The organism is Amycolatopsis sp. NBC_00438 (assembly GCF_036026695.1).
Classification (GTDB): domain Bacteria; phylum Actinomycetota; class Actinomycetes; order Mycobacteriales; family Pseudonocardiaceae; genus Amycolatopsis.
This window is the reverse complement of sequence record NZ_CP107923.1, coordinates 5,480,358-5,494,156: the sequence shown is the minus strand read 5'-3', so window position 1 is coordinate 5,494,156 and position 13,799 is coordinate 5,480,358. Positions and strand designations below refer to the sequence as shown.

Here is a 13,799-nt window from a genome sequence, read left to right as displayed (position 1 = left end):
TCGTGGCTGGGTGAGGAGAGCGAATCGCCATGACCGTGTCCCCGCGTTACCAGCACACCGGCCTTGTCCTGGCCCGCGTCACCACCGATCCCGGTGATCTCGACCCGCCGACCCAGCTGAATCCGGCCGACCCAGTCGCAGTCGAGCAGGAAGGCCGTGCGTGGCTGACGAAAGTGTGGGCGCGCCCAGAGGTGCGGGACGCAGTGTCGCTGGCCAGCCCGGTCCTCGGCGCCCGCGTCGACCACATCGCAGGCGACGCAGGCACCGGGACCACGGCGAAGGAGTTACGTCGTGCCGTGGTGTCCGTGGCGTCCTACCTGTTGCGCTGGCAGCGGCGGTCGACGCCGTTCGGTCTTTTCGCCGGCGTCGGCGTGGTCGGTGTCGGCCCCGCGACGGCTGAGGTCGGCGCGCGGCATCGGGCCGTGGCACGAGTGGACGGCGAATGGCTCACCACGCTGATCGACCGGCTCGAGCGAATTTCTGGCCTGCGTCGGCGTGTGACGGTCGTGGTGGACGAGGCGCGGTTCGTGCGTGATGGGCGCGTGATCGTGCACCGCCGGGCTGAGGTCGGCGCCGCCGCACCCGGGCCGCTGCGGGAGTCCTCGGCGCGGCTCACTCGCCCGGTGCAATACGTCCTGGCCGCGGCCGCTGCGCCGATCCGCTTCGACACCCTCGCCGAGCGGATGACCGGCGAGTTCCCGTCCGCGTCGCCCGGCAAGATCGACGCTTTGCTGCACGGCCTGGTCGACGCCGGCGTGCTGATCACGAGCCTGCGGCCGCCGATGACCAGCCTCGACGCCGTGTTCCACTTGATCAATGCCCTGCACGCGGCCGATGCGGACACGCTCGACGACGTTGCAGCGGTTCTACGCGACCTCTACGCGATCACCGTCGATCTGGCCCGGCACAACCACACCGACGATCCTGACCAGGCGCGGGACATCCGCACGGCGATCGCCGCCCGGATGCGCGCCCTGGCGCCCGACGCCCGCGATGCGCTGGCACTTGATGTGCGGCTCGACGCGACGATCACCCTGCCCGCGCGGGTGCTGGACGAGGCCGCGCGGGCCGCGACCGTGCTGCTGCGGACCACGACGCAACCGTTCGGGTCGGCCGCGTGGCTCGACTACCACGCTCGCTTCCTCGCCCGCTACGGTCCCGGCGCGCTCGTGCCGGTGCGGGACCTGATCGCCGAGTCCGGCCTGGGCTACCCGGCCGGCTACCTCGGCGCGCCCCGCGCCCGGCCTGCGTGGCGTGCGCTGACCGACCGCGACGCCGCCCTCCTCGCGCTGATCCAACAGGCCACCCTGTCCGGAGCGCGCGAGATCGACGTGACCGACAGCGACGTCGAGGCGCTGACCGTCGGAGAGCACGCCGACGCCATTCCGCCTCAGCGGGTCGAATTGGGCGTCGCTATGCACGCCGTGTCGACGGCGGCGATTGACCGCGGCGAGTTCCAGCTGAGGGTCACAGCGGCACCCCGCGCGTACACCAGCATGGCCGGCCGATTCGCCGACTTGCTCGACGACGCCGCCCATGCCCGGCTGGCCGCGACCTACAGCGCACCGCAGCCTCCGTCGGATCAGGACGTCCCGGCCACGGCGGCCACGGACGTGGTGGCCGTGCAGCTGTCGTTCCCGCCGCGCCGCCCGCACAACGAGAACGTAGTGCGGGTTCCGCCGCTGCTCGGCGACATCGTGTCACTGTCGGAGCATTCCGATCCGATGCGCCCGGACCTCACCGTCATCGGGGTAGACGACTTGGCGGTCACCGCCGACGCCGAGCAGCTGTATCTGGTGCAGATTTCCAACGGCCGACGGGTGATCCCCCGGATTCCGCACGCGCTGGACACCTCGGTGCAGAGCCCGCCGCTGGCCCGGTTCCTCGCCGAGGTCGCCGACGCGCGCAGCGCGGTGTTCCGCGGCTTCGATCTCGGTGCCGCCCGGGTTCTGCCCTACGTTCCGCGCATCCGCTACGGCCGCACGGTCCTGGCCGCTGCCCGCTGGCTCCTTTCCGACACCGACCTGGCCGTGCGCCCCAAGGCCGGAGGCGACGACGAGGCGTTGCGGGCATGGCGGCAGCGGTGGCAGGTCCCGGCCCGGGTGGTGCTGGTCCACGGCGAGCTCCGGCTGCCCGTGGACCTCGACCAGGCGCTGGACTGCGCGCTGCTGCGCACCCGCTTGGAGCGAGCGGGCCGGGTCGAACTGCACGAGGACGGCCCGCCGGACGGGCAAGGCTGGATCGGGCGACCGGCGGAGCTGCTGATCCCGATGACCGCGATCGCCCCGCCGGACCGGCCGTTGCCAGCCACCGCGGCCCCTGGTGCCGCTCTGCAACCCGGTGACTCCGCCTTGGTACACGCGCAGATCGTCGGCAACCCGGCGCGCTTCAACGAGATCCTCACCGCGCACCTGCCCCGGCTCGCCGCCGAACTTCACGACGCCCGTGATCCGGTCAGCCTGGTCGCGTCGTGGTGGGTGCGGCGGCACCGCGACATGATCCGACCCGAAGCCGACCAGCATCTCGCGGTGTTCCTGCGCCTGACCGATCCGCGGCACTACGGAACCGTCGCCGCGCGGCTGGCCGCGTTCGCAGCCGACCTCGATGGGCGGGGCCTGCCCGGCCAACTCACGCTCGCCCCGGCAACGCAGCACCTCGCCCGCTACGGCGACGGCTCCGCGCTCGCGGCGGCCGAGCAGGTCTTTGCCACGGACACTACGGCCGCGATCGCCCAGCTCACTGCGGCTCAGGCGTCCGGGATTCCCGCCCAAGCGCTGGCAGCGGCGTCAATGGCGCACCTGTCCGCGTCCTTCGCGCCCGATCCGCACACCGGGTACCGGGCGCTGCTGGGATGCCTGCCCCAAGAGCACGGGCCGCTGGACCGGGAGCTACGCGGGCACGCGTTCGCCGTGGCCGACCCCGCCGATGGTTACCGCGCCGTTCGCGCGCTGCCCGGCGGTGAGGCGGTCGCCGCCACCTGGTGTGCCCGCAACGCCGCACTGTACGCCTACCACGACGTCCTCCTCCGCGACGGGCGAGAGCCGGGCGCGGTGCTGCGCACGTTGCTGCACGAGCAACACATCCGCGCCGTCGGCGTCGATCCGACGTTCGAGAAGGAGACCGGGCGCCTCGCCCGTGCGGTCGCGCTGCGCCTGCTCGCACCGGCCGGTGCCCGATGATGGCCGACGCAAGCTCCAACCCGGACGGCGAGGTGTCCTTGACTCTCGAGGAGGTGGCCGGCCAATCCCTGGCTCGTGGCGCGGTCGCGGGCGCGCTGCTGCACGTCGAACGCGCGTGGACCGGCGCCGGCAGCTGGAGCACCGCACAGGACCACATCCGCCGGGTGGCGGCGGGCCCGGTCGACGCCGCCGACCACGCCGGCCTCTACTACGGCGCGCCCGCGGTCGCGTTCCTGCTGCACGCCGCCGCCGACCGCCACCCCCACTTCCGTTCGGCCAGCCAGACGATGGACGAGCACGTCCTGCACCTGACCCGGCGTCGCCTCGCCACCGCCAAGATCCGGATCGATCGAGAGGACCCCGCGACGTTCGCCGAGTACGACCTGTTCTACGGGCTCACCGGCATCGGCGCGCTGCTGCTGCGCCACCACCCCGGCAGCGACGAGCTGGCCGGGATTCTGCGGTACGTGGTCACCCTCGTCACCCGGCCGCGCAGCGAGAACGGTGTCGAGTTGCCGGGCTGGTGGGTGGCGCATGATCCGGACGAGATCCTGCCGACTCCCGGCGGGCACGCGAACTTCGGCATGGCGCACGGCGCGGCGGGGCTGCTGGCCTTCCTCGCCCTGGCCACCACGGACGGCTGCCTGGTCGACGGTCAGCGCGAGGCGATCGCCGTGCTCACAACCTGGTTCGACCGATGGCGACAGGACGGAGCAGCGGGGCCGTGGTGGCCCCAATGGATCACCCGCGAGGAACTGAGCGCGGGGCACCCGGCCCACACCCACGGCGGCCGGACCTCGTGGTGTTACGGGACGGTCGGCATCGCCCGCGCCCAACAGTTGGCCGCCCTGGCCTCCGGCGACAGCCGACGCCAGCAGGACGCCGAAGACGTCCTGGCCGCGAGCCTGACCGATGCCCAGCTCGACCGGATCAGCGAGCCGGGCCTGTGCCACGGCATCGCCGGGGTGTTCCAGACCGCCTACCGCGCCGCCCGCGATGCCCGTGGACCTGCACTGGCCGCCCGGCTCCCGGCCCTGGCCGGCCGGCTCACCCGGCACACACGCGGCGACGATGACGGCGACCAGGCGCATGCCGCCGGGCTCCTGAACGGACGCGCCGGCTTGGACCTGGCACTGGAAACCGCGCGGCGCAGCACACCGCCTCGCACGGGATGGGACGCATGCCTGCTGATCACCTGACCTCCACGCCCCGAACGACCATGCCACCGCCCACCGGCCTCAACGCCGCGGTGCTCGCGGTGCTCGCCGGTGCCGCCCCGGCGGACGTTGCGGCTCGCCACGCACTGGGCCCGGCTGACCTCGACGATGCTGTGCGGACTTACCAGGCCGCCGGGATCGCTGCACTGGAACGACGTGCCGAAGAGGAGTGGTACCAGGTGCGCGTCCAGTTCACCGACTGGTCGGCCGCTGAGACGATCGGGGCCACGACGCTTGGCCCGGCTCTTGACCGGCTCTGCGCCGACGAGGCGGTGGCCGGGTGGTGGTTCCTGCGCAAACACCCCTGCTGGCGGCTACGCCTGTCGTGTGCGGACGCTACGGCCGTCGATCGCGTGCTCGACGAGCTGACCGGCATCGGAGTCATCGCGCGCTGGTGGCCGACGGTGTACGAGCCGGAGACCGCCGCCTTCGGGGGCCCTACCGGCATCGACACCGTCCACGAGCTGTTTTGCGCCGACAGCGCGGGGGTGCTCGACTACCTGCGCCAGGACCGTCCTGGCCTCGGCCGCCGGGAGCTGTCGTTCCTGCTACTGAGCGGATTGATGCACGCCGCCGGGCTCGATGCCTTCGAGCGCGGCGACGTATTCGACCGGGTCGCTCGACTGCGGCCTGCACCCTCTGACGCGGACACGGAACGCATCGGCAAGCTGGTCGAGAACGTGCGCCTGCTCCTGTCGATCACCGACCTGGCCGACAGTGAACTGTTCTCTCCGGGCGGGCCGGTCGCGCACGCCGCGCCGTGGCTCGCCGCGTTGCACGCTGGCGGCGACCGGCTCGGCGCGGATGCCGGAGCCGGGCGCCTGGACCGGGGCCTGCGGGCCATCCTCACCCACGTGGTGATCTTCCACTGGAACCGCTTCGGTCTATCTGCCACGAGTCAGGGCATCCTTGCCCGCGCAGCCGCCACCGCGCTGCTGCCCCGGAGCTGACCATGAATCCCACGCCGAACACCTTCACGTTGACCGCCGTGATCGGCCGCTGTCCACTGTCGAGCCGGCTGCCTGCCTCCCCTGTCTTGTCCGATCGCCATGATCGAGGTGGGCGCCACCGACGACGATCAGAACAAGTCGACTTATCCACAGATGCGTCGAGTTGTGGGCAACCTGTGCACAGCTTGCGGGACTATGCGAAGAAACTCTCTTCATGGCGTTCCTGGTCAGAAGAGACCGGGCTGGTCGGCGACGCCTAGGCCTGGTTTCTTCGCCGGCATGAGGGCGATGCGCTCGAGGTCCATCAACGTGGACCACCTGCCTCGCTGCATCAGGCACTGGAGAACAGCAAGGGTGAGGCGGGCGGCATTCATTTTCCGTACCCTCGGCCGGACTGCCGTCGACGAAGGTCGCGCGGCCCCGCTACCGCTGTGTCCAGTGCGCCGGTTTCTGTCGATTGCCCTCCAGCTGAGTCCGTGCAGCACTGGGACTGCTCGCTGCTTCAACGGTCGGGAGCAGACGTCGCGGGGTGACCAGCCGGGTCGGCCTGCGCCCCGGCCGCAGACCGCGCTCGGCCCGGCGCCGCGGTCGATCAGCGAGGTGGCCAGCCCGAAGACGTCAAGAGGACCGGAATCGCAGTCTCGGTGGTGCTTTGGTCGGGTGAGGATGGGTCGTCGGCTGGGCAATCACGGTCCTGGCCAGGTCGGGAGCCGTCGAGTGGGCGGTCACGGCACTGGCCAGGTTAGGAGCCGTCTACTGGGCCGTCACCGCCTTGGACCGAGTGAGGACGGACAGTCGGATGAGCGCCCAGCTGTTGCACCAGGCGAAGAGCTATGTCGGGGAGCCGGGGACCGATTGTGTGGACATCGCGCTGTCATCGGCGCATCACAGCGCGATGTGTTATCGGTCTGCTCGCTGCGTGGGCACCCTACGGGGTACGGAGAAGTTGTCCGGTTCAGGTCGCTCGGGTGGGAACGCTGGTAGCTCGATCCAGGTGCGCTCGGCCAGTTCGACCGCAGTGATGGGCGCGCAGGGCGGGACGTGCAGACCGTTGATCAGGTAGCGGCGGACCACCCGAAGGGCGGTGTCGTCGGCGAGTAAGCGGATCTTGAGTTGGTCGGCGACATGGACGAGAGCCTGCACGACAGCGCGTTCAGCGTTGACGCCGTCAGGGTGGGGGTCTTCGAGCTTGGCCAACACTGCGCGGGGGATGACGGCGAGGTTCCAGCGGCGTCGGGAGAGGACCGCGAGTGGGGTATGGGTGTCGCCGTATCCGGTGATGGCCAATTGCACGCCGACGTCGCTGAGCCGGTGCAGATGCTCATCGATCCCCTCGACGGTGGCCAAGGCTGCGGCGGGGATGCCGAGAATCAGCAGCGACGGCGGCACGGGTGTTGCTTGCAAGACGGCGGGCAGCCTGGCGTGCAGGTAGCGCTCCCGCAGCAGCTCCTCGGGGATCTCCAGCAGTACGTGCGGTGTGCTTCGGCGTCGGGCGGCCCGCCACAGCAACAGGTCGTTGCAGAGCGCGGGCAGTGTGTGGTCAAAGATCTCCCGGGTGAGGCCGGTGGCGTCCGCGACGTCCTCGAGTTCGGCGAAGGTGTGCTCGGTGCCGTCGGTGTCGATCCAGGCCGGGACCGCGCGAGCGCCGGCGACCCCGGGTTCGCTGGTGCTGTGGATGTCGCGGTAAAGCAACACGAACCGCCCCGCCGCGATGGCCGCGCGAGCTCGATGCAGCAACTCTGCCCGCTCAGAGAGCTCCTCGAGACCCACGCTGACCGTCTCGGCGGGCGACGCCCACGCAAGCGGCTCGGGCACAGGCAGCTTCGTCCGCGCGGCCCGCAGAGCCACAGCTGCAGAGGCATCCGCGTCGGCCGCGAGCGGCACGAGCGCCAAGTGCGCCCGGATCGGTGCATGGCGCCCGGCGACCCGGGCCGGGGTAGAAAGAGCGTCAGCGAGCTGGGACAGCCGCAGCCGAAAGTCCTGGTCAATGTGCCGACCACGCATCAGGGCGAGCAAGGTGGAGCCACAGCCGCCGAGCTGAACCTGGCCCGGGCCGCTCAACGCGGCAGCGGCTCGCTCGGCGACCACAGCGTGCAGCTGCTCGATCTCGTCGTGACCCAGTGGGCCGTCCGCGGCCCGGTCCGGGAGTCGGATCACCACAATCAACGCGCTGCCGGGCTCGACGCGCGCGGCGTCGGCCATCGCGAGGAAGTCTTCGTCGACCTCATCCGGTTCCTCCGCGCCGCCGCAGACGTTGGCCGGGTCCGCGGTGTGCAAAGTCAGTGGAAACGCGTCAGGGGCGAAATGGGCGAACTGCCGGTCGGCGAGATCCCGCTGCGCGACCAGGACGACGATGTCCTCGTCGGTCAGCGACCGCGTCACCGTCGACTTCGTAAATGATCCGTCGAACCCTGCGAGGTTGCTGTCGGGGGACATGCCGTGCAGCCGGCTGCGCAGTTGCTGTAGCGCGTTTTGGGTTGGGGGTGGTGGCTGGGACGGGTTCATCAAGGTGCTCCTCCCTTACTCGGGTCGAGGCCCGGGCCGGTCCGCGGTTGCGGGCGGCCGCAGGTGCGCCAATCCTCCAGTTTCTTGCGCCCGTCGCTGCGATAGCGGCGGACCGAGTCCGGCCGGGCATCGACCCGTTCGGTGACCTCGAGGGTGGTGTAGCCCAAGACCTGCAGCAGGATCGCCGCGAACTCGCGTGGCGGAAGTTCTTCTGCCGCGTACTGCAGGGTCTCGCGCAGCTCGAAGTGCTGTTCAGCGTCCACCTGTGTCGTCCATAGCGGGACGGTGTCCTCGAGGACCTCGTCGGCGAACTCCCGTGTTCGGCGTAGGACGTCGCGAGCGAGGTTGTTCGCGATCGACATCGCCCACGCCATGCGCGGTCCAACTGGTTTCCGCCAAGTCGACCAAACCCGCACCAGTGCCTCGTCGGCGACCAGGACGTGGTCGTGTCCGGGGATGATCCGCTTGACGTACCAGAGGAGCTTGCCGCGGTTGTTGCGGAAGAACTGCTGGTAGTCGGCGAGTTCTTCGGGCGTTTGGGCGCAGTACTCCGGGAGCGGATGGTCATCGCTGCTCACGTCGCCGGCGGTGGCCCGCCCGGGCGGACCGGGCGGGTGCTGATCCGCACGTCGAGGTCGCTGCGGCGGATGCGCCACTCGACCTCGCCGCCGGCGGCGAGCACGCGCAGGGCGAGCAGGACGACTTGGCGCTGCGCCGCGAGCCGATGAAGAGCGCGAACCGCGCCGATAAGCGTCCACCACATCCAGCGGCCTGTCAGCGACGTGACGGCTGCGGCGAACGCGGTCACCAGGTACGACACCGGGTGACCCTCCTTCCCAAGGGGAACCGGGGCGCACGCCGTTTCGCGCGCCCTTCACTCCCTACACGCCATCCAGGCTGTGATCGTGAAGCGGGTTCACTCGAAAGTGTTGCCGGCCCGTGCTGTGCCGGCCGATGTTCGTTGAGATGTCGCCGTGCCTCCGACACGCTCGTGCTAGCTGGTCATGACTCACGTCGTCTGGCACCGCGGTTCGACGCGTAATCCGGCCGCCTCTTGGTGCGAACACCGGTTCGCCGGTGCTCGCGCCCCCGGGGGGGCCCAGAACGCGGCCACGCCCGGCTCCTCTGCCGTGTGGCAGTCCAGCTGAACCGGCCACCGCGGGCTGCTGCCGCTCGGGCGAGCATGCGGCCCACGCCGCGTCGCCGGTGTCGAGGCTCAACGTGCAGGCCGAGCGGCAGACCGCGCTTGTCGACCGGGCACAGCGACAGCTCGACCTGGCCGTAGATCGTGACACCCCACCGCAGCTGGATCAGCCCGCCCCGGCCCGGACAGCGGGAGGAACGGCGACCAGATGCAGCCGCCGCGGCTGGACGCGGTCCTCGGTGACCTGCGCGCCGGTCGAAGATCGATCAACGCCCACCGGCCACTGCCGTCGGGCTGGTTCACGCAGTGCCAGCACACTTGTGGGCTGCTGGTCATCCCGAGCTGGCGTCGGGTTGCCCGCCCTCGAAGTCTGCAACAACTGGGGCGGCCCCTGCGACGTAGATGAACATGACCGATGACCCCTCGCGATCGGCCTCGGGGAACCCTGATCCGCAGCCAACTGCAGCGGCAGGCCCGTCGGCGCGGTTGCCGCAGCTGTCGCCGAAAGCGATGTGGCTGACCGCGGCCGTGATCGCCGTTCTCACCGTGGCTGCGGTGGTGGTGTTGTGGTGGCCGGCGACCGCCGGGCTCACCGGCGACAAGCTCGTGTCCAATCGGCTGGACGCGCTCAAGATCGGGTTGAGCATCGGGCTGGGCAGCGGCGGCGTCGTCGCGCTGTACCTGTCCTGGCGACGCCAGGATTCCACCGAGCGCACTCTCGTCCATCAGCAAGAGGTCCACACGACCACGATGGCCCACCAGAACCTCGTTGCCCGCAACACCGAGCACGACGCCGCCCAACGGCGGCTGAATGAGCTCTACCTCAAGGCGGTCGAGCAACTCGGGTCCCCAAAGGCCGCGGTCCGCCACGGCGGCCTCTACGCCCTCGAACAGGTCGCCCAGGACGACCCCAAACGGCAGCAGACTGTGGTCAACGTGATCTGCGCCTACCTCCGCGGCCCCTACACCCCACCGCCCGACACTGCCGGGCCACGGCCGCTGGGAGTACGCCGCCCCCTGCTGACATCCACCGACCGCCCCCGCACACCCGCGTCCGCGCCCAACGGCGGTACCCGGGAAGACCAGCTGCAAGAACGAGAAGTACGCCTCACCGCCCAACGCATCCTGCACCAGAACCTGCAACCCGGCCCGGACCCCGATCACCCACGACCCGAGTTCTGGCGCGCCATCGACCTCGACCTCACCGGCGCCACTCTCATCGACTTCTCTCTTGCCCACTGCAGAATCGCCAACGCCTCATTCCGGAAAACGACCTTCATCGGCGGCGCCTGGTTCGCCGGGGCGGAGTTCGGCGGCGGCGCCTGGTTCACCGGGGCGAAGTTCGGCGGCTACGCCGAGTTCGCCGAGGCGAAGTTCGGCAGCTACGCCGAGTTCGGCGGGGCGGAGTTCGGCGGCTACGCCGACTTCGCCGAGGCGAAGTTCGACAGCTACGCCGTGTTCGACGAGGCGAAGTTCGGCGGCAAAGCCGAGTTCGGCGGGGCGGAGTTCGGCGGCCGCGCCGGGTTCGGCGGGGCGAAGTTCGGCGGCGTCGCCTGGTTCGGCGATGCGAAGTTCGGCGGCGTAGCCGGGTTCGCCGGGGCGAAGTTCGGCGACGGCTTCGGGTTCACCGGGGCGAAGTTCGGCGACGAGGCCCGGTTCGACGATGCGAAGTTCGGCGGCGACGCCTGGTTCGACGATGCGAGGTTCGGCGGCGTCACCTGGTTCGGCGGGGCGGAGTTCGGCGGCGAGGCCGTGTTCGGCGGGGCGGTGTTCGGCGGCTACGCCGTGTTCGACGATGCGGTATGTGACGGGCGCGTATTCGACCCGGCTGAGCACGGTGTCATCCTGCCTGCCGATGAGCCTGATTCCACCGAAGGCCAGGGCTCGCCGTAGCACAGTCGGCCACCGCCTCCACGAGCCGGCAACAGCGGTGCTACCACCATTCGGCCAGCGGGGTTCGATGGCCAGACCCGCGGCTTCCTGGTGCGAGCACAGGCTCGCGGGGCGCGCGATGCTCCCACCTTGGCCCAGAACGCGGCTGCGTCGGGCTCGTCCGGCGGGTTGGCGCTCCAGCTGAACCCGCCGCCACGAGCCGCCGCCGCGCGCGCCAGCACGCGCCCGACACCGCGGCGCCGGTGGCGCGCTTCGACGTGCAGGCCCAGCAGCAGCCCGCGCCGGGAAGCGCGCATGTTCGCCGATTCCTGCTGTGGGGGAGGTCGGAACTCGACCGTCGGACGCCCGCGAACAGAGAAGTAGCAGCAAGTTGGTCGTCTTGGAACACCGCGCCACGTGTTCCTGGGTTTTCGCGCGGCCACCTGGATGGCCGATGCCATGTTCGTTGCACGGTGTCACCGTGGCAACACGGACCGGCTTTGGCTGCGATGAGGAGGGGCCGCATGGACGGGTCATGGTGGCGATCGCGGCGGCTGCGCGGCTGGGCGCTGCTCGGTGGCGCGGTCACGTCAGGCGTGACGGTCGGGGCAGTGGCAACTCAGTGGCTGTCTGGTCCAGCGGCTGCAGCGGTGGGGTCGACGCTGGCCGCGGCGGTGTTCGGCGTGGCCAGCGCGCGGGCGAAAGTGGTGTTGGACCGAGATGCCGACGACAAGGCCGCCCTGCCGGCTAAACTCGTCGGGACGAGCGAGTCAGGCCGGTTGAGACGGGTACGGGAGTTCGACGACCCGATCGCATTGCGTGTCCATCCGGCCGAAACGTTGTCGCGAGCCGTCGACAGGCGGTCGGTGGCTGACCAGGTCCCTCCTTACGTTCCGCGCGATGCCCAGCAGCAGCTGTGGGATGCCACCGCGAGTGGCGGGTTCGTGCTGCTGACCGGAGAGTCCACCGCTGGCAAGTCCCGAATGGCATACGAGGCTATCCGGGCTCTGTTGCCCGACCATGTCCTTGTCGCCCCCGCCAACCGCGAGGCGCTCACGGACTTGGTGAATGTCGTACTCGAGCAGCGACGCTGTGTGGTGTGGCTGGATGATCTGGAGCGTTTCCTGGGGCCCAGCGGGCTGACCGCAGCGACTGTCGTGCGCATGCTCGGCGACGGCTCTCGCAGCACGCTGCTGTTGGCCACCGTGCGTACGGCGGAGTTCGACCGCTTCAGCGCTCGTGAAGAGCCTCGGTTCATCGGCCTGGAGCGGGACACGTGGCGAGACGCGCGGGACGTGCTGGCGTTGGCCACGACCGTGGAGCTCCCGCGAGCATGGAGCTCGCAGGAGCGGCTGCGCGCCCGCGACTACGCCGACGACCCGCGCATCGCTGCGGCCCTGGACAAGACTGACCAGTTCGGTCTCGCTGAGCTGCTCGCCGCCGGCCCGCAGCTGTCTCGTGATTGGCGCAACGCGTGGCGTCTGGGGGCGCACCCGCGCGGTGCGGCGCTAGTCGCGGCCGCCGTCGACTGCCGCCGCGCTGGTATGCATGAGCCGCAGCCACTCGACGTCCTATCTGAGCTGGCCGAACATTACCTGCGGGAACGCGGCGGGCCGATCCTGCGCCCGGAGTCCCTCGAGGACGCGGTGACCTGGGCGACCACTCCCAGCCAAGGAGCCAGCAGCCTGCTGCTGCCCGCCAAGCAGGACAGTCACTACCTGGCCTTCGACTATTTGATCGATCTCGACGGGCTCCACGGCGTTCCCCAGGCCATCTGGGACACCCTGATTCAGGGGGCCACGCCGCAGCAAGCGTTCGACATCGGCGAGGCAGCGGCACAACGCTATCAGCACGCCACCGCCGTCGTGGCATTCCGCAAGGCTGCTGAAAGCCAGGTTCCCGACGCCGACGTCGCGATGGCCAATGCGCTGGGCGGCTCCCTCAATCGGACAGCAGCGATGCAGACTGTTACGGAACTGCTCGAACAACGACAGAGAAGCGTTGGTGCAGACGACTTGAGCACCTTGCGTATCCGCTTACTGCTAGCACAGTTCACGGCATGGGGAGACAATCGGGCTGATGCCAGGAGCATGTGCGCTGAACTCATCGTCGACCTTGAGCGAGTGTTAGGCCCCGATCACGCTCAGACCCTTCGCGCACGCTTTTGGATGGCCTGGGCTCTCGGCGAGACCGACGATTTCAATAACGCGTTCCGTGAGTACTCCCAGATCGCTCTCGACCAATGCCGTGTCCTTGGACCGCATCACCCGGACACGCTAGAAACCCGTCATTGCCACATCTTCCACCTTGCGGCGAGCGGGGAATTCCGGAGATCAGTCGAGTTGGGGAACAAGCTAATTGACGACCGGACACGGGCTCTCGGAGCCGACCACCCGCAGACGTTTCAGACCCGAAGCCTCGTCGCGGTCACGACGGCGTGGATGGGAGATTCCGCTCGCGCTGAAAAATTGTGCTCTGAGCTGGCCGGCGACCGACAGCGTGTCCTGGGTGAAAGGCACCTCCACACGTTCTTTACTCGCTACGACCAAGCCCGCTGTGCCGCTCTGACCGGTGACCTCGATCGCGCCACAGAAGAGTTTACAACGTTTCTTGCCGATTGGCGTCAGGCCTACTGGAACAATTCGTCGTGGTCGGACACCGCACGCGCTTTCCTTGAATCGGTGAACGACGGCCGATCACTAGGTCCACCCTACACAGCCTATGCGCGCCGAACACTGCCAGAAGCCTGGAAGACTTGCCGGCAACTGCTTGGCACAGAACACCCTCTGACTCAGGAAATCCGTCGGCAACTCGCTCCACTACTGCCAGAGGCTGCTCATTGATGTGCTGGGAATGCCGAACCCGTCGGCGTACTCAGGTTCGCAAAGAGGCACCCGACTTCCGGAACGACGGTTGTGCGGCTGAGTTCGTC

9 protein-coding genes are annotated in these 13,799 nt (G+C 69.6%); 5 read left to right on the top strand and 4 right to left on the bottom strand.

Going from position 1 to position 13,799, the window contains the following annotated elements:
• The first annotated feature begins 29 nt into the window (after positions 1-29).
• From OG494_RS24165 to OG494_RS24155, 3 genes are read left to right on the top strand one after another with little or no spacing between them, the layout of a single operon-like run.
• Positions 30-3,179 (top strand): lantibiotic dehydratase, encoded by a 3,150-nt coding sequence (locus tag OG494_RS24165; protein ID WP_328442790.1) that lies wholly within the window; start codon positions 30-32, stop codon positions 3,177-3,179.
• Entirely contained in the window at positions 3,176-4,378 is a 1,203-nt protein-coding gene (locus tag OG494_RS24160; RefSeq protein WP_328442789.1) for a lanthionine synthetase C family protein, read from the top strand. The genes OG494_RS24165 and OG494_RS24160 overlap by 4 nt, the downstream gene beginning before the upstream one ends.
• Entirely contained in the window at positions 4,360-5,346 is a 987-nt protein-coding gene (locus OG494_RS24155) for a thiopeptide-type bacteriocin biosynthesis protein (RefSeq protein ID WP_328442788.1), read from the top strand. Before OG494_RS24160 ends, OG494_RS24155 begins: the two co-directional genes overlap by 19 nt.
• 900 nt (positions 5,347-6,246) lie before the next feature.
• Here OG494_RS24155 and OG494_RS24150 read toward each other — a convergent pair.
• The 4 genes from OG494_RS24150 to OG494_RS48450 form a co-directional block, all read right to left on the bottom strand.
• Positions 6,247-7,851, bottom strand: coding sequence for an EAL domain-containing protein (locus OG494_RS24150; RefSeq protein WP_328442787.1), 1,605 nt, complete (start codon positions 7,849-7,851; stop codon positions 6,247-6,249).
• Entirely contained in the window at positions 7,851-8,429 is a 579-nt protein-coding gene (locus OG494_RS24145) for an RNA polymerase sigma factor (protein WP_328442786.1), read from the bottom strand. Before OG494_RS24145 ends, OG494_RS24150 begins: the two co-directional genes overlap by 1 nt.
• A complete protein-coding gene (locus OG494_RS24140) occupies positions 8,426-8,671 on the bottom strand; it encodes a hypothetical protein (protein ID WP_328442785.1) in 246 nt (81 codons plus the stop codon). The genes OG494_RS24145 and OG494_RS24140 overlap by 4 nt, the downstream gene beginning before the upstream one ends.
• Positions 8,672-8,853: 182 nt before the next feature.
• The gene (locus OG494_RS48450) at positions 8,854-9,156 is read right to left on the bottom strand and encodes a hypothetical protein (protein ID WP_442874498.1); all 303 of its coding nucleotides are present in this window, start codon (positions 9,154-9,156) and stop codon (positions 8,854-8,856) included.
• A 325-nt stretch (positions 9,157-9,481) separates the two neighbouring features.
• On the opposite strand from OG494_RS48450, the gene OG494_RS24135 reads away from it, so the two are divergent.
• Both OG494_RS24135 and OG494_RS24130 read left to right on the top strand, forming a co-directional pair.
• Complete coding sequence (locus OG494_RS24135; RefSeq protein WP_328442784.1) at positions 9,482-10,888, top strand: pentapeptide repeat-containing protein; 1,407 nt, start codon at positions 9,482-9,484, stop codon at positions 10,886-10,888.
• A 503-nt stretch (positions 10,889-11,391) separates the two neighbouring features.
• Positions 11,392-13,710, top strand: coding sequence for a hypothetical protein (locus OG494_RS24130; RefSeq protein ID WP_328442783.1), 2,319 nt, complete (start codon positions 11,392-11,394; stop codon positions 13,708-13,710).
• Positions 13,711-13,799: the final 89 nt, after the last annotated feature.